Raw genomic sequence first — 17523 nt, forward strand, 5'->3', positions numbered from 1 at the left:
ATTGATTATTAATTACATCACAAATATGGTTCTAATCTATCCTATATAGTAGTAGTTTATGTTGAAACGTAGTTATTGTTGGTTGAAACGTCACCAATATTCTATTTGTTCATCCAATCTTTAAAATCGCTTGTTTTTTGTCTGCTTACAATGAATTCCTGATCACGAGGATTTGATATACTTAGCTTTACACGATGGTTAAAATAAGGTTCTATTTTTTGAATGGCTATTTTGGAAATGATTTGACCTCTATTGATTCTGTAAAACTTAGCATGATCTAAAGAATCAAATAATTGGTCCATCGTTTCATCTATGATGTATCTTTTGTTATGGGTAATACCAAAAGTGATACTATCTTGTGAATACATATATAAAAGCTCAGAAATGCGTATTTGTACAAAACCACTTCCCTCCTTCACCAATATTCCCGATCTTTCTTGCGGTGTTTGCATACTGCTCAGTAACTCTTTCAGAATATTGGCTTCAATAGGATTTGATGGGCTTTGGGATCTTGAGAATTTATGAAGCGCAGCGTCTAAATCATTCTGCTTGATGGGTTTGAGCAAATAATCAATGCTATTTACTTTAAACGCCTGAATAGCATATTGATCAAAAGCTGTAGTAAAAATAATAGGTGCTGTCACTTCTGTTTTCTGAAAAATCTCAAAACTTAAACCATCTGCTAGTTGAATATCCATAAATACTAAATCTGGAGACATATTTTTTTGAAACCAAGAAACAGAATCTTCAACAGAATCAATAACAGTCAGTATTTCAAAATCAAAAGTAGTTTTGTGTAATAAATTTTCCAATTGACGTGCTGCACGTGGCTCATCTTCAACGATTACTATTTTCATGATTTTTCTTTTGATTTGATGCATTTAATAAGGGTAATGTAACTACAAAATGCTCACCATCATTCGTAATGATAGGTGTTTTGTCAGCTATTAATTGATATCGCTTTTCAATATTCTTTAATCCAATTTTTGTAGATGGAGTTTGGGTAGACTTGACCTGGATTTTATTACGTACCACTAACCTATCTTCTTCTACGGATACGTTTATAATCAATGGCTTGGATCTGGAAACTACATTGTGTTTGATTGCATTTTCTAGTAATAACTGTAAACTCATAGGTACAATCATAATCGAAAGCTTGTCTTCTGGAATATCCCAGTGTACTTGCAAGTTTTCTCCAAATCTTTCGGATTGTATATGAATATAAGCTTTAGCAAATTTTAGTTCTTTTTCTAGCGATATGATGTTAGAATTACCAGATTCAATAATAAAACGGTACACATCTGATAGATTATCTACAAAACCCTTAGCATCTTCTTTAGAATCTTGATCGATAATATCTCGCAATGTGTTTAAACTATTGAATAAGAAATGAGGACGAGCTTGGTTTCTTAATGTATCCAATTGTGCCTGAATCATTACTTGTTTGGCTTGTTCTTCTTCTCGTATAGACCTTTTTAATCGATTATAGAGGTAAATAGCCTCATAAATCGCCATGACCATAATGGTAATAATCATAATGGGAATTAGCACTTTTAATTCTACACGATGATTAGAATAGTATCCAAATAACCTAATAACACGAGATGTTAATTCACCTCCTACATAATCCACAATAACTACAGTACAGACTACGGATAGGAAGAGAATACTAATACGCTTTTTATCATCTTTAAAATCGGGATATTTTTTTCTCAAAAAGATTAAGATGTTACGTATCAACAGCCAATAGCAAATAGTAAAGAACACATTAACTGCATAACCAATAAATATTAGATCGAATGTATTACGTTCTGGTGTAGTGTTAAAAAGATAATTGGTGATAAAACTTATGATAGCAATACCAATCAGGCAAGATCGAACATCATCAAATCCTAAATATTGTATACGTTTCTGTTTATTGAATAATGGCATAGATGCTAATTTAATAAAGACATATCCTTTTTTTGAAGCAGGGAAACAAACGAGTGTTTTCTAAAACACATTCAAATTCAAAGGTGCTAACATCTAGTTTTCTTTTCTTGGATACCATACATACACGAATAACGTAATTATTTGAATAGCACACAAACTAAAAAAAGAACCATTGTTAGTTTTTTACTAAGCATAAATATCTTAGAACGTATGTAATAATGAAACGAGAATATGTTGAAATGTCGTATTCTATTTTTGAATGGTGATACCTGTGGTTGTAATGTTATTTGAATTCTGTTATTGGTATTTATGATGAAGTACACGATATGTATTTATATTAATCATCTTTTGTAACCTGAAAATTAATCATTTCGATGAGTGTTTGTAACTGATAATCTTCTCCTTCTAATACTTGCTTTTCGTTTCTTTCTATGACGATATCGGGTTTGGTTCCATTACCATCTAATGTTTTTCCATTTCGCTGAAATGATAACATCGTAGAAATTTTAAATTTGATATCGGAATGTTTTAGTGTAAACTTTTTGGAATTACCACTAGAGCCATCGGTAGTCACTCCTACTATTTTTACGTTTGGTAAACCCTTAAAAACACTTGTAAATACCGATGCTGCGCTAAAAGTATATTCATCCACCAAGATATAAACAGGTTTGGTATATGGATGATCTCCTGCATGTAAGACCATATAATGTGGGTTACTAAAAGCTGTTTTATCAAAGGTATGTAGTAATGAAAATTGCTCATTAAATTCTGTAATCGCTTTTTTATCGGTTTTAGTTACTGCTTCGTAAGTGTATAAATATCGATTAGTCATTGATTTGTGTGTAGAATCTTTATGATTGGTTCTCAAATATGCAACGTTAGCTACCCAAGGTGATTTGGATTTTGGAATCAGATAATTAGCGGCCAATTGTATGATATCTCTGGTTCCGCCTGGATTATGACGTAGATCGATGATCATGGCTTTTGTGTTTTGCATTGCTTTAAACGTCTTATCCAAATACCCTTTAAAACCTTCTGTATCTTTAAAAGACCGCATTTGTGGAATTTTGATATACGCTATATGACCTTCAATGATTTTTGATACACTGTTATAGTTCCCTTTTTTAATTTCTTTTAAGATTGATTTGTTTTTTTGGGTAAGTTTTGAAACATACTTATGAACTGTATTCTGTAGTTTTACAACTACTGTGGTATCCTTAATACCATCAGAAAATATTATTCGGGTTTGTTTTGGTAATGATAGGTTGTTTCTGAAATATAACTTTCCAAGTTGTTGAATTTGTAACGATCCTAGACTTAGTTTTGCCTCTTTGGGTGCCTTTTTTGATCGATATGCAAAAGAATCTATTATCTTATATATAGGTATATCATTAATAGCTTTTAAGTAAGGATAGTTGGGATATAGGTAGGTATAATTGGAAGACTTCTTCATTAGTTTTAAAGCCACCACTTTTTGTTGTAAAACAGCCAAAGAAAATGGTAATTGTAGTGTATGATCGGGAACATCTTTTATATCAAAAGCCTCATTAATCACATAAGAATGTCGATCTCCTAATGTTGCTAGTATTTTGGCCAGTTCGTGAGTCAAATAATTGATATCAATATCCGTTTTACTAGTAGCAATCTTAGTTCTGAGTGATTCTATAGCAAGATGATAGTTATAATCTGATAGATGTATATAGGAAGAACGTTCTTTAAGAATCTTATAAAATGTATCAATATCGTCAATTGCATGAGATGTTTTTATGGTTTTTAATTGTTTAGGACGATCTCGATTATATCGCAATACTTTTTGTCTGTTTTCATACGTGTAAGTTCCAACAAACTCTTTGATTTCATTAGATTTGTTAGCTAATAATAGTTTCACTTTAACCATAGGTTGTACTCCCCAGGACTTTAGGACTTCTACCAGATCTTCAGAAAAACGTTTTTTCCATTTGCTGCTATACTGTTGTTTGCAAAAAGATAGGATCTCATCGGTTTTATAATCCTCTATTTGTACTAGTTTGTACCAGTTTCCTTCAAATTTTACGATAGGATGATCTTCTTCCCAAATAACAGCAGTAAAAGGAGAAGCTTTTTCTAACTGTAAATTTTGTGCAGTACATATTAATGTGTAAAAACTAACTAATAAGAATAGTGTGTAGTGTTTCATTTTTCAATATTTTAAGTGAATCATAGTATCAAAACTAGCTACACGTGCAGGAGTTTATAAATGAAATCGACAAGTATGGCTTTATAATCGACAACCCTTCGCTTCTACTCTATTTAACTGATATTCGTTTTTATATATTTACTTTGATTTAGTTTTTATGTATTATGGCACAACTTTCAAATAAAACTATACAAACGATTCAACGTATTTTTTATGTTGGATTGACATCTTTTATTACGTTTCAGTTACTGAGAACTGCCTACTACTTTTTGCCTAATAATATATTGTTTTTCTTTACTAGCGATGCGATAGAGAATTTTATATGTGTTTTGATTGCATTTATATTGTACCACTACGTGCTACAAATAGAAAGTTTATGGAAAAAGACTGTATATGTAGTGTTTTTTATAGTTATTCTTGTAGCATTAGCATCATTGAAGGAATATCGAATTTATAACATACATCGATTTGAAAAGATCTATGACTACTTTACCAGTTTCTTAGGTAGATCCTTATTATTTTATTTACTCTTTTACTTCGTTCATCAATTAGAAACACTAACGAAATATAAAACTCTGGAGAAGGAGTTACATCTAGCTAAAAAACAACTCTTACGAAATCAATTACATCCTCATTTTTTATTCAATGCATTTAATTCTTTGTACAGTTTATCCCTAAAAAATAGTCATGAAACATCTGAGTATATCTTAAAACTATCGAGTATGATGCGTTATATGACAGATGAATCACATCCTGAAAAAGTTAGTTTAAGCAAAGAAATAGATTTTATACACCAATATATTGCAATCGAAAAGATACGTTTTGGCAAGGACGCTAATATCCTATTTACTCTTACTAATGATACATCGCAACCACTATTTATAGAGCCATTTTTATTAATTACACTTGTAGAAAATGCATTCAAACATGGATTTTATACCAATGTAAAAAATGCTTACGTACACATAAAATTAGTTTTAGATGAGAATGAACTATTATTCTCCGTGGAAAATAGTGTATTTAAAAAACAACATTTTCAGGAAACACAGCGAAAAGGAAAAGGTCTGGAGAATTTAAAAAACAGATTAAAACTTTTGTATCCTAAGAATGCTTGGTTAACCATAAGCAAGACTGAAACAGTATTTAAGGCAGAACTTAAAATTATATTACATGATATATAAAGCTGTAATAATTGATGATGAACAATTAGCTATTGATGTGATTGTATATTATTTAGAACGTTTTTCAAACTTTGAAATCGTCAAAACATTTACAGATGCTGTTAGTGCTTTTCAATATCTGAAGCTTAATGATCAAGTAGATATTGTTTTTACGGATATTGCGATGCCCGAAATCTCTGGAATGGAATTAATAAAGCTTACTCAAAATGCCACAACCTATGTAATGACTACTTCTTTCAGTGAATATGCTGTAGAGAGTTTTGATTTAAATGCTTTAGATTATCTATTGAAACCTATTTCTTTTGAGCGATTTTCGAAGACTATTTCTCGTTTTGAAAATTTAAAAAACATATCAATTCAAGATAGATTAGCACCTTCTTTTTTTGTAAAGGATGGTGATGATTTTATTAAAGTATTCATACACGAAATTGATTACATCCAAGGCTTAAAGGACTATGCGAAGCTTGTTACAGGTAACACCTATTGCTTGGCTTTAAAAACTTTAAAATCTATCGAGCATACGCTAGAACCGTATAATTTTATACGAATTCACAAGTCATACATTGTGCCCTTAGACAAAATAAAACAGTATAACGGTAAGAGTGTTGCTATTGGATCTAATGATATACCTGTTGGTAGTACTTATAGAGAAGATTTAAAACGTTATCTACAAAACAATAAGTTGTAGCTTTGTAAATAACGTTCTATAATCAATTACTCTTTTGATATTCATTGAAGCTCATTTACATTTTTAGTAGTTTCAAATAGTTCATGGATTAGATACTGTTTGTCCTTTGGAGTAACCATTCTGAAGTAGTCTAACACATCTTGTGAAGTAGCATATCTACTAGTCTTGGTCTTTATATTTCCATTATGGGTATTCCAATCAGCGATAAACCGATGTAATGCTAGATTTACTGACTCCTCTCCCACTTCTTGTTGCAATTTGTACATGGCCAAAGCTCCTTTATGATAATACACAAAATCTTCGTTCGTCACCAATGCAAGTGATGGTTCGGAAATAGCTTTCCGTTGTTTCTCATGATACAATTCTTCTTGTAATGCTAAAAATTGAGTTACTTTTTCCTTGGGATACTGCTGCTGTAACACCATAAGCGCGGCATATTGAGATAATGTTTCTAATACAAAATTCTGTCCTTGTACATTAGCCGCTTCTATTTGCATCCCAAACCATTGATGCGCTACTTCATGTGCAGTCACATAAAACGCCATGTCTACATCCGTTTTATCATCTATGTCTAATACAAATCCTATTCCTTCAGAAAAAGGAACCGTACCGGGAAAAGATTGAGCAAACTCAGCATACCGAGGAAACTCCATAATACGTAATTGCGCATATTGATACGGACTAAAGTGTTTACTAAAATAACTTAATGAGGTTTTCATGGCGCTCATCATTCTATCTAAATTATAAAAGTGATTCTTATCATAATAGATTTCTAAATCCACTGGTTTTGTCGTTGTTTCTGTAGATGTCCATTGATCTTTTATAACTTCATATTTTGCAGAGGTAATAGCATAAAAATTGATAATTGGTTGTTCTGTTTGATACATAAAATAGTTTCTCTCATCCTCTTTCCATTGTTTCATTAGATTTCCTGGTGCAATAGCCGTTTGATCCTTGCTTGTTCCAATACGAACTTGTAATACTATTCTATCAGAATCGCTCCCAGAACGAGCATTCACCAATTCTTTTGTATCACTAATTTCCGCTTTGGATGTCTTAGTAGCTAATCCAAATTCTTCGCGTACGTCATGATCTCGCAACTCATACTTTTTATGATAGCCTAATGTTGGTAATATACTATTGTTAAAAAAAGTTCCATTATGTACTATTTGAGTATCTGAATGATCTTCTTCGAATCCTTTTGGAGCAAAAGACTGTGTGAATTTCATTTCTATAGAATCTGAAGGCGCTAAAGGTTTCGACAAGGTATAGATCGTATATTCAAATTTTTGATATGCTGTATTAGCAATGGCACCACCTTGAAAAGAAATGGTATCTAAAGATACATGCGATGCAATTAATTTCTGAATATGAACTTCATGAATAGGTTCTTTTGTAGTGTTTTGTAACGTATAGGTTCCGTTGATCTCATAACTTCTGTTTTCTGGATATAATTCCACGTTTAAATCAACTGCTGTAATCTTTGGTTGCGGAATGTATTCGAATGGTTTTAGTGTTTTTTCATATTCTACTCTAAAGGCTTGTTGCTGATTAGCTGTCCAATAGATATTTAGAATATTGGTGTTATAGAAAATATAACCTCCTAACATAAAAAAGACCAATAAAAGTGCCATACTCGTGTACTTGATTGGTTTTGTAATTCGCTTGCTGATAGTTTTTATACGACTAGGTAGCGAGATAGCCACTCCTCTATTTAGTAATAAAGTACTGATCACAAAAATAATAACACCAAATACGATCCAATACGCTTTCACCCATACATACGGTTTTAGGAAATGTCCATACCCGTTCATTACAGAATATGTACCCAATGGTTTACCACCAAACTTGAATAAACTATGAGTGATACCAAATACTTCTAATCCAATAGTTAAGAGAAAAAAGATTAAGGTTAAAAAGATCCCCAGATACTTATTTTTGCTAATTACCTGAAAGAAAAAAGTAACGAATGTGTATAGCATAAAAAACGGATATATTTCTATAAAAAAACCTGAAAAATAAACTTCTAATTCGAATTTGTAATACCCGCTAAATGCTTGAAACAAAATACCTATACCTATTAAGCTTAGCATTAAGATAACATAAATACTTTGTAATGCGATAAACTTGCTGGCTAACGTAATTACATCAGAAATTGGTGTGGCATCATTAAGGAGATATTGTTTATTGTTTCTTTCTTTCCAAATTAATTCACCTGAATAGAATAATAAAATGATGATAAAAAAGTACATAGACATTTCTTGCAATTCTGCAATGATAAAATGTGTCTCGGGATAACTATTTACTTCATAAACAGTACCTAAATTCACGGAATTGATCATGATTATGATCATACCACACAATACAATTGCCCAAAACGAAGTTTCCTTTACTAACGAAAGAATATAGAATTTAGAAAGTTCGTACAGCTGTATGAGCTGTGCTCTAAAATCTAAGTGTATACTCATATTTGGCATCAAAAGGCTAGTATTTGTGTAATTTTTGCTCTTTTTAACTGTTTTTTTCAATATTCTTTTTGGTTTCTTGGTGAGAGAGCTAAAGGAAAATTTATAATATCCATAACTTAAAATCCCAATTCCTAAAACCATCCATAACAATTTATTATGTAATAATATTCCGTTAAACGTAATGGCTAGTGAATTGAGTTCTGAAACTGAATATTCTTTAGCGTACTGAGTTAATGTGGTAAGAGAAAAAGGATCTAATAAACCTTGTACATATTCATTTTTAATTGCTTTTGTAAGCAAAAACAATACAAACACAACAATCCCTTGGGTATACACTACCAGCATTTTTTTACTAAGCATTCCGGTAACAAAAAATGTAGCTGCACCAAAAAACAAAGTGGGTATTACAATAACTACAAATGATTGAATGTAAGGAAGGATCTGAAATGCTAGCATCTCTTCTTCTTTATGCCAAGGCATCTGTGAACCAATCATCATCCCGATTAATACACCTGTAAATATGAATAGTAAAACAGATAAAGAGCCTAAAAATCTACCTAACAGATAATCCAATTTTTTAATCGGATTTGTAAATAATAAAGCTTCGGTATGATACTGATAATCTCGCAGTACAGGAACCCCCATAATCATGGATACCATAATCATAAAAATACCTGTTATAGCACCCATAGTTTTTGCTATGATCATTGGTGCATTCATTTTCATTAAACCTGTTTCTACACCTTGGAAAATAAAATCTACACCAACTATGGAAAATAATAATAGAAATCCGAAAAACACATAGGTTTCTGGGCGTTGCATTCTATATTTTAATTCGAATTTGAATATTTCGTACCACATAGTATACTATTTTGATTGATTGATTTGTGAGAAATACACTTCTTCTAGACCTGCGTCTATAGGCTCAAATCCATTACCCGGATTTGAATTACTCATAATCTGAACAACAGGTTTACCCATAAAAAAGGTTTCATTTATCACCTGATATTGGCTTTTGTACAATTTGAATTCTGATCTATCAATAGTTTTCTGATAAACCTTTCCTTGTACTTGTTCAATAAGTTCTAATGGGTTTCCTTTTAAGATCACTTCTCCTCTATTGATGATGGCCATCTGGTGACATAACTCCTTAATATCATCCACAATATGGGTAGATAATATAACGACGGTATTTTCCGCTATTTCACTAAGAAGATTGTAAAACCGATTACGTTCTTTTGGATCTAGTCCAGCTGTGGGTTCATCTACAATCAATAATTTTGGATTATTCAAAAGTGCTTGAGCAATACCAAAACGTTGTTTCATTCCACCAGAAAATCCACCAAGATTCTGTTTTCTAACTTCATACAAGTTCGTTCTATCCAAAAGTACATGTACAACTTCTTTACGTTTTTTTTTGTTGGTGATCCCTTTTAACACAGCAAGATGATTAAGTAGTATTTCTGCCGACATTTTTGGATATACTCCAAATTGTTGTGGTAAGTATCCTAGTACTTTCCGAATCGCATTCTTATCCTTATAAATGTTCAAATCATTAAAAAAGATATGACCACTATCCGCATCTTGTAAGGTAGCAATGGTTCTCATTAAGGTAGACTTTCCTGCTCCGTTTGGTCCTAATAAACCAAACATTCCTTTTGGAATTTTTAATGATATACCTTGTAATGCTTGTACACCATTATCATAGGTTTTACTAATGTTATCGATTATCAGTTGCATAACTGTTCGTTTTTTAGATTGATATAGACAAACTTAGTAGTGATCCATTTCCCGAAAAAGAAATTGGGATGTATTCATGATGGAATGTTGTGTACGTAACCTTAGTCGTGATAAGAGACGTTTGTCTCACTATTTCATTAGTTCGGATACATTTTTGATACGTTTGCCAACTAATTTGCAAGCAGTACTTTATTTAGGTAATATTGAAGTATGAATTTTAAATGGTCATCCATAAAAAAGGTGTTTTCTATTCGAGTAATTAGAATCTTATTGGTCTTTATAGGGTTGATTATTGTCTTTTTTAATGATTCGTTTGGAAAGCTAGAAGGATTTATAGAATTCCTTTTCTTATATTTTGTAGCAGTCTGTATTGCTGTTTTTCATTGGCTATTTGTTAACATCAAGTTTTTAATTAACCTAAAAAATGAGAAGAAGAAAACGGAGCTTATGCACCTGCAATCTCAGGTAAATCCTCATTTTTTCTTTAATATGTTGAACAATTTGTACGGATTAGTAGATAAAGACAGTGAAAAGGCAAAAACACTTATTCTGAAGTTATCAGATATGATGCGTTATAGTATCTACGAAGGACAAAAAGAATATGTGAGTCTACAGCAAGAAATTGATTTTATATATAACTATATAGAATTGCATAAGATGCGCTATCATAAGGATATAACAATAAATTTTGAAGTGGATATTGATAATGAAGAACTTAAAATCATGCCTTTGTTATTTATCATTTTGGTAGAAAATGCTTTTAAACATGGATTAGAAGTATTACGTACGAATGCATTTGCGAATATTTCCATTACATCAAAACAAAGTAGTATCGTATTTGAAATTGAAAATAATTTTGATGAAGAAATAAAAGGAGAAAAAGGTATTGGATTACAAAATCTTACCAGAAGACTAACCTTAGCGTATCCTAAAAAACATGAATTAACGAATTCAATTAATCACGATATTTACACTGCAAAACTTAGATTAGAGATATAATGAAGTATATTATAGTGGATGATGAACATATTGCTCATGATATTATAAAAGGATATTGTGATTCATTGCCGAATCTTATCTTTGTACAGCATTGTTATGATGCTATAGAAGCCATGGAATGTCTTACGAAGCATAAAATAGATGTCATCTTCTTAGATTTAAATATGCCTAAACTCAAAGGATTCGAATTCTTAAAGACATTAAAACATCCTCCAAATATAATTGTAACTACTGCTTATCAGGAATACGCTGTAGAAGGTTATGAACTTAATATAGTAGATTACCTCTTAAAACCCTTTAGTTTCGAACGTTTTATCAAGGCCATTAATAAGATCGAAGTTAAAAAGGAAGAAAGCATTGCTCCTACTCCAAACATTAAAAAAGAGGACGAAAGCTTATTTCTGCGATATAATAAAAAACTAATACAGGTAAAAACCGAAGATATTTTATTTATTGAAGCTACTGGTAACTATATCAAAGTGGTTACAGCAACGAATGAAATTCAGGTACGGGAAAAGATATCTGATATGCTAAACTTACTACCTACAAATGCATTCTTGCAAACCCACAAGTCTTTTATCGTAGCCAAAAAGCATATTAATGAAATTGAAGGAAATAGAATTTTAATAAGAGATTTTGTAATACCGATTGGCAAAGTATATAAAAACAACCTAAAAACTTTATTTAAGTAATTGCAATCTGATTCAATTCCTCTTTGTCTACATATTCATTACTCTATTCATTAATTATAGTCTGAAAACACGATTGATTTTGACTGATTTGTAACTTATTAAAAAAATCCTCATAGTTTATAAACTACGAGGATCTCTTTAAATAATATCAGAATCTAACTAGATTCTAAGGATATGGTTCTATTCCTTATGGCATTACTACTGTATCAATAGCGTGTATAACTCCATTCGCAGCTTCTACGTCTGTAAGAACAACTTTTGATGTTCCTCCCTTTGCATCCGTAAGAACAACAGCGTCACCTTCTAAAGAAGCTACCAATTTATTTCCTTGGACAGTAGTTATTGAAAAAGAACCGTTACCATCTTTAATCGCTTTGATTACATCAGCAGCTACAAATTTTCCAGAAACTACATGATACGTTAAAATAGCGGTTAATGTTTTCTTACTTTCTGGTTTTAACAAACCATCTACTGTTCCATCAGGCAGTTTTGCAAAAGCATCGTTAACAGGAGCAAATACTGTAAACGGTCCATCTCCTTTTAAAGTTTCTACCAAGTTTGCGGCTTTTACTGCTGCAACTAGGGTGGTGAAATTCTCATTTGATGCTGCTACACCAACAATAGTTGGTTTCTTTTCTTTAGTTACCTTCTCTGTCGGAGTTGTTTTAGTAGCATATTCAGACGTATTTTCGGTTGAAAAATGAGTGAATGATGCAAAAATTAAAAGCCCTCCGAACAAACATGTTGTGATAATAAGTTTTTTCATAATTAACGTTTTATTTCAAAGGTAATCAAGTAATTGCATCAATTGTTATATTTTTGTTTAAACTTTAGTTAAAAATATTAAACAAAATATTAAAACTTAATTGACAACTCTCATTTTATAAGTTCAAAATGTTATTAATAATCTCTATAAATGTTTAGTGATAGATGAACTCATAGGTTTTGTAATGGAAAAATAGAAATCAATAAATTCACCTTCTTCATCTACTAAATACTTCTGAAAATTCCATTTTACACTAGAGTTTTTCTTACCATTTAAATCCTTGTTAGTAAGCCATTCATATAACTTATGTTGATTTGTTCCTTTAACATCAATTTTTTCAGTAACTAAAAAGGTTACTCCATAATTTCGTTCACAAAACGATTGAATTTGAGAAGCATCTCCAGGTTCTTGTTTTCCGAATTGATTACATGGCGAAGCAATAATCATCAATGTATCCTGATATGTATCGTATAATTTTTGTAAATCTTTATATTGTCCTGTAAATCCACATTTAGAAGCAACATTCACAAACAATATCTTTTTTCCTTTAAAATCAGCAAGATTAATTTCCTTACCTTCTAGACTATTTATCTTGATATCATAAATAGATGAAGTACTTGTATTTCCTTTGTTTTGAGATACTTTGGATTTGGTTTTTATTTTAGTAATGAAATTCATTGTATTTGTTTTAGTGGTATTAACAGGTAATTTTTTGGTTAGAAAATTTTTATAAAGATAATTCGTATTGTATATTTGTTTAACTAATTTAACTAAAGTTTAAACAAATTGTGTTTTTTAGTTAGTTATTTCCAGAAGGTTTAATACGATATCCAAGCATGATCAAAAATTTTATAAAAAAGGTAGGTGTAATGAATGTGATAATGCTACTAACGGTGATATTTGTTATTTGTTTGTCACATTATTCTTTTAGTGCTGGTAGAAAACAGGAAGCTATATTTATAGGTTTATGGGCTCCTACCATCTTAGGTTTTCTTAACTATTTTAAAAACAATCCCTAATGGATCCTGTAATTATATATTCAATAATCGTCACCACTATTTTTTTGATTTGGATAGTTTTTGTTATCAGGGCATATCATAAAAATTATAATCAGAAGAACGATTGAGATTTAGTAGTTTAGTTATTTAATGGTTTTCGTTCTAATCTTATAATCTTCCAACGGTTTACGTATCATAAAAACACCAATACTTATAAACCATATAATCTGACTAAGACCAAAGATTTCTTTAAATATATCTACCGGAATTACCGTTAAAACACCCGCTAACCCTACTATAAAACCTTGAATGTTTACAGGTTTAGAAAATATTTCTTTTTTAGATCCCAAAAAACTTAATAATAATACCCAGATCCCTCCTACTATCTCATTACCACCACCAAGACCTTCTGAAACGATACTTATGCTTGACCATATTGACATTGCCTTTTCTGGTTCAGTATTTCCTAAAGTAATAACTGAATCGAGACCAATATTAGAAATCATACCACTCGCAATCACCAATCCCACCCAGATGATCCCAAAAACTGAGGTTAATTGTGAAAAATTAGGAAAATGATCCTTTATACGCTGATGTGTGGAAACTACTAATACAGCTAATAGCATTCCAAATAAGACATAACTAATAAAATTGATAATAAAAAGGATATGGTAATTATCAGATAAGAACTTTAATTTTTCTATTGCAATCGCATCAGCATCTGGAAATTCTAGCACTGCGCCATAGATTATAAAAGCTACTATATAAATAATACCAAGTATTATTGCACAAATTCCTCCTAATTTCTGAAACCTATTGAAACCCATAATTTCTCGTTTATTCTGTCGACGAGTTACTTATGGATTTGTTACGTTTTCAGTTTAGTGTTACTAAGTTGTGACTCTTGTTTTTAGATGATTGACCAATTGGATAAACTTTTTATTTTGTTCTGGTGAAGTTTTATAAGTCCAATAACCTTAATTCTTTTTAGTTATTTGGGGTACTCAAAATCATGTATTTTTCTGATGGATGTGTGTTAGAATGTCAAGTTTTCGAAGCTCTAAAGAAGATAATATTTGCATCTCTTCGGTAATAAGTTGTTTGTTGCTTTCAGCAGATTTCCATTTCACAAATAAATCTGAAGATATCCAGAACCATCGATGTTTAATATTGGTAACATCGGGTAGTATTCCATTATGTAAAAGAACTTTAAAGCCTTTAGAAAACATAAATAAAATAAACCTAGAAGCTAATCTCCAATTCGTTTGTTTATGATGAATACGATAATCAAAACTTGCGATGATTGACATTGCTCCAGAAAAAACCAAACTCAATTTATCAAATAATGGTTGCACTACCTTGTATTGTTCATGCCATAATATTTGCAAATTTGCTTCCCAAACTAAATCATGAGTTTCTTGATCAACAGTATCATTTTGCATCTTTATTCTAGCCTCTTGTAATTTATCAAAAGATTCTATAATAAGTTCATTTTTTCGTTCTAAGACCAGCTGATTACGAAATACTTGGTATTCCATTTGACTAAATGTTAATAATGCAGTTCCTATTTCTGAAAATATTTTATTATTAATGATTCTAATGATCTGAAAATCATCTTCCAAAGATTTATTTTTCTTTTTACAGGTTTCAGAAAGAGTTTTGATAGGAGTCGCTTCCCAATCCCAAATCTTTAATTTTTCACCAATATGAAAAGAAGCAAATGCAGCCATGCCTGCCCATTTATACAAAGAAGGTTCTCTTTGATATAACTGAGCATAATATGTGGTAATCGTTCTATTACGCAAAATAACATCACTTTCTGGAGGAAGATTAAAATGATATTTTAAACGCATTATTTATTATTTTTTGATAAATTTTATTTTTTTGGTAGATACAATTTCATTTTTTCAATTTCTAATTCATCTAAATGCCCCATTTTACTTTCATCTTTTGTTATCAGGTGCATGTGTAAAAATGTATCATGATGTGTAAAAACTCCTTTATGTTCGGTTGAAAAGAAACCCACAATTTCCACCTCTTCATTAGTTAGTTCGTAATTAGTTTGACCCTGATGAGCTTCTTTTGGTGAAGTAACTTTAGTGTTTTCCGGTAAGTTCTGAATATGAATAATAGCTTTAGAAGTTCGTCCTATTAATTTAAAAACGAAAGGTTTTTTAAAACTAGCTGTCAGATCAAAAATAAATTGTTCTAAATGTTTAATTGTTTTTATATTCGACGGTAATTCAAATTCTTTCCATTCTGTTACATTCCCGTATACAAAAAATGGGGCGGAAACTTTGTAAGTATTTATAACATTCATTGTTGAATCAGAGTTAACCTTAGAAACATAACTCATTCCATTGTTAATAAGTAATTCACCAATCAAATGACTTTCAGGTCCAATTCCATAAAGTCCAGTTTTATTAGCAATTGTATCAAGGTCAATTTTACCACTTAATTCTCCCTTCCACATCACATTTCTCATTGCTCCAATAATTTTGATATCGGGATAAGTTAGGGATTCACTTGATTGACTCTTCTTCTCATTTGAATTGCAACCAATCAATCCAAATGTTAGAAGTCCGAAAATTATATGTTTTAAAATCAAATTCATTTTTAAACTTTACAAACACTATATTAATTAAAAGTCTTTAACTTTATAAGATATTGAATTTTTATTATCATTTTTCCAAACTTTTATCCTCTTTTATAATTTCATCAATCGATTGTTTTAAAAAGGTTTCGGTACTTATAATTTCAGACATCAGTATTTGCATAAATTCCTTTTGTTCTTCTCCAGTTTTTCGATAGTTGGCAAAAAGATAATCCAGCAATTTTTCAGATTTTATTTTTAATAATTCTTTTTGTTCTTCTATATCGGCTAAAGTAGAAACCGTGCTATAGTCCATTAATTCAATTTTAGAATTGGCAATAGCTTTCCAAGAATTGATTCTTATCGATGGAATGAATATCCCTTTTGCTTTACTAATAACTTTGTCTAATGACATTTGATCATCTTTTCGGTAGAAGTTAAGGGTATCTATTAGCATTCGTTGTTGAACTATTTTTTTATCAATATCCTCTCTAGTTTCGGATAGTTCCTGATGAATAGATGCTGAAATATTTTCAATATAATTGCTGTCTTTTCTATCTTCATTCCAATTATTGATGTACAGTGCAATTAAAATACCAATGGTAATGGAAATAATCTCTTTTAGTAATCCCTTTAGTTCCCCTTTCATGTAAATGGTTATAATTAAATCAATTGTTAGTTATTGTTTTTTCTGTATCTAAACTTATCTATTCAATTTTATGTAATACCATACGTTGTACGTTGATAAAAGAATAGTTTTTAATACCTTTCACCTCTCCTATTTCTTTTCCAGAAGTAACTTCAAAAATTAGTTGGTTACCTATTACTTCTGTAGTTGATGTTAAATAGATATCTTCTACTTTAAATAAACTACGCATTTTATTGCCTACAACATATTCTGTTAATTGGATACCGTCTCCTTCGTCTAGTAGATAACGACCTTCATTGATATCATCGACCACTAATTTATAATCTTTTACCATTGGTTTTTTGGATGAAAGATACTCTGTTTTCCATATATAAATTCCTTTTTTAGCTGTCTTGGAAGCTGTAAATCTTACGTTTACACTATCCCTTAAATGACCTTTATGATAAATATTCATTACTCCTTCCCATATTCCCAAGCACTTTTCCGGAAAAATGATAGTATCTTCTTTTTGGGTATTTGTGTTAATTTCTTGAGCTACACCTTGAAAGCTGCTTGCACATAAAAATAATATTATAACGTACTTGGTCATTATCTTTTTTGAATAGTAATACATATAAAATTACAATATAGATTTTTTGTAA

General features: G+C 30.7%; 16 protein-coding genes. 4 read left to right on the plus strand and 12 right to left on the minus strand.

Going from position 1 to position 17523, the window contains the following annotated elements:
• Positions 1-101 precede the first annotated feature (101 nt).
• From Q1A73_RS03040 to Q1A73_RS03050, 3 genes are all read right to left on the minus strand, one after another.
• Positions 102-857: a LytTR family DNA-binding domain-containing protein gene (locus Q1A73_RS03040; RefSeq protein WP_299601397.1), complete on the minus strand. Its 756-nt coding sequence runs from the start codon at positions 855-857 to the stop codon at positions 102-104.
• Positions 838-1932 carry a histidine kinase gene (locus tag Q1A73_RS03045; RefSeq protein ID WP_299601399.1) on the minus strand — a complete coding sequence of 365 codons (1095 nt, stop codon included), beginning with the start codon at positions 1930-1932 and terminating at the stop codon, positions 838-840. The genes Q1A73_RS03040 and Q1A73_RS03045 overlap by 20 nt, the downstream gene beginning before the upstream one ends.
• Before the next feature lie 337 nt (positions 1933-2269).
• Positions 2270-4108 carry a S41 family peptidase gene (locus Q1A73_RS03050; RefSeq protein WP_299601402.1) on the minus strand — a complete coding sequence of 613 codons (1839 nt, stop codon included), beginning with the start codon at positions 4106-4108 and terminating at the stop codon, positions 2270-2272.
• Between the two features lie 164 nt (positions 4109-4272).
• Here Q1A73_RS03050 and Q1A73_RS03055 point away from each other — a divergent pair, with 164 nt between their 5' ends.
• Both Q1A73_RS03055 and Q1A73_RS03060 read left to right on the plus strand, forming a co-directional pair.
• Positions 4273-5289 carry a histidine kinase gene (locus tag Q1A73_RS03055; protein ID WP_299601403.1) on the plus strand — a complete coding sequence of 339 codons (1017 nt, stop codon included), beginning with the start codon at positions 4273-4275 and terminating at the stop codon, positions 5287-5289.
• Positions 5279-5977, plus strand: coding sequence for a LytTR family DNA-binding domain-containing protein (locus tag Q1A73_RS03060; RefSeq protein WP_299601405.1), 699 nt, complete (start codon positions 5279-5281; stop codon positions 5975-5977). The genes Q1A73_RS03055 and Q1A73_RS03060 overlap by 11 nt, the downstream gene beginning before the upstream one ends.
• A 41-nt stretch (positions 5978-6018) precedes the next feature.
• On the opposite strand, the gene Q1A73_RS03065 is transcribed toward Q1A73_RS03060, so the two are convergent.
• Entirely contained in the window at positions 6019-9306 is a 3288-nt protein-coding gene (locus Q1A73_RS03065; protein ID WP_299601406.1) for a M1 family aminopeptidase, read from the minus strand.
• A gap of 6 nt (positions 9307-9312) precedes the next feature.
• Positions 9313-10185, minus strand: a complete 873-nt coding sequence (locus Q1A73_RS03070) for an ABC transporter ATP-binding protein (protein ID WP_299601408.1) — start codon at positions 10183-10185, stop codon at positions 9313-9315.
• Positions 10186-10395: 210 nt separating this feature from the next.
• Between Q1A73_RS03070 and Q1A73_RS03075 the strand changes: the two genes are divergently transcribed.
• A complete protein-coding gene (locus Q1A73_RS03075; protein WP_299601410.1) occupies positions 10396-11184 on the plus strand; it encodes a histidine kinase in 789 nt (262 codons plus the stop codon).
• Positions 11184-11876 carry a LytTR family DNA-binding domain-containing protein gene (locus tag Q1A73_RS03080; protein WP_366141414.1) on the plus strand — a complete coding sequence of 231 codons (693 nt, stop codon included), beginning with the start codon at positions 11184-11186 and terminating at the stop codon, positions 11874-11876. Before Q1A73_RS03075 ends, Q1A73_RS03080 begins: the two co-directional genes overlap by 1 nt.
• 187 nt (positions 11877-12063) lie before the next feature.
• On the opposite strand, the gene Q1A73_RS03085 is transcribed toward Q1A73_RS03080, so the two are convergent.
• From Q1A73_RS03085 to Q1A73_RS03115, 7 genes are all read right to left on the minus strand, one after another.
• Positions 12064-12642, minus strand: a complete 579-nt coding sequence (locus tag Q1A73_RS03085) for a fasciclin domain-containing protein (RefSeq protein ID WP_299601412.1) — start codon at positions 12640-12642, stop codon at positions 12064-12066.
• A 144-nt stretch (positions 12643-12786) separates the two neighbouring features.
• Positions 12787-13320, minus strand: a complete 534-nt coding sequence (locus Q1A73_RS03090; protein ID WP_299601414.1) for a glutathione peroxidase — start codon at positions 13318-13320, stop codon at positions 12787-12789.
• Positions 13321-13783: 463 nt separating this feature from the next.
• Entirely contained in the window at positions 13784-14467 is a 684-nt protein-coding gene (locus Q1A73_RS03095; RefSeq protein WP_299601417.1) for a hypothetical protein, read from the minus strand.
• 183 nt (positions 14468-14650) lie between these two features.
• Entirely contained in the window at positions 14651-15493 is an 843-nt protein-coding gene (locus tag Q1A73_RS03100; protein WP_299601420.1) for a hypothetical protein, read from the minus strand.
• 23 nt (positions 15494-15516) lie between these two features.
• A complete protein-coding gene (locus Q1A73_RS03105; RefSeq protein ID WP_299601423.1) occupies positions 15517-16254 on the minus strand; it encodes an acetolactate decarboxylase in 738 nt (245 codons plus the stop codon).
• Between the two features lie 67 nt (positions 16255-16321).
• Complete coding sequence (locus Q1A73_RS03110; protein WP_299601425.1) at positions 16322-16882, minus strand: hypothetical protein; 561 nt, start codon at positions 16880-16882, stop codon at positions 16322-16324.
• Positions 16883-16940: 58 nt separating this feature from the next.
• Positions 16941-17471 carry a hypothetical protein gene (locus Q1A73_RS03115; protein ID WP_299601428.1) on the minus strand — a complete coding sequence of 177 codons (531 nt, stop codon included), beginning with the start codon at positions 17469-17471 and terminating at the stop codon, positions 16941-16943.
• Between the last annotated feature and the right edge of the window lie 52 nt (positions 17472-17523).

This window comes from uncultured Aquimarina sp. (genome assembly GCF_947492115.1).
GTDB lineage: Bacteria > Bacteroidota > Bacteroidia > Flavobacteriales > Flavobacteriaceae > Aquimarina.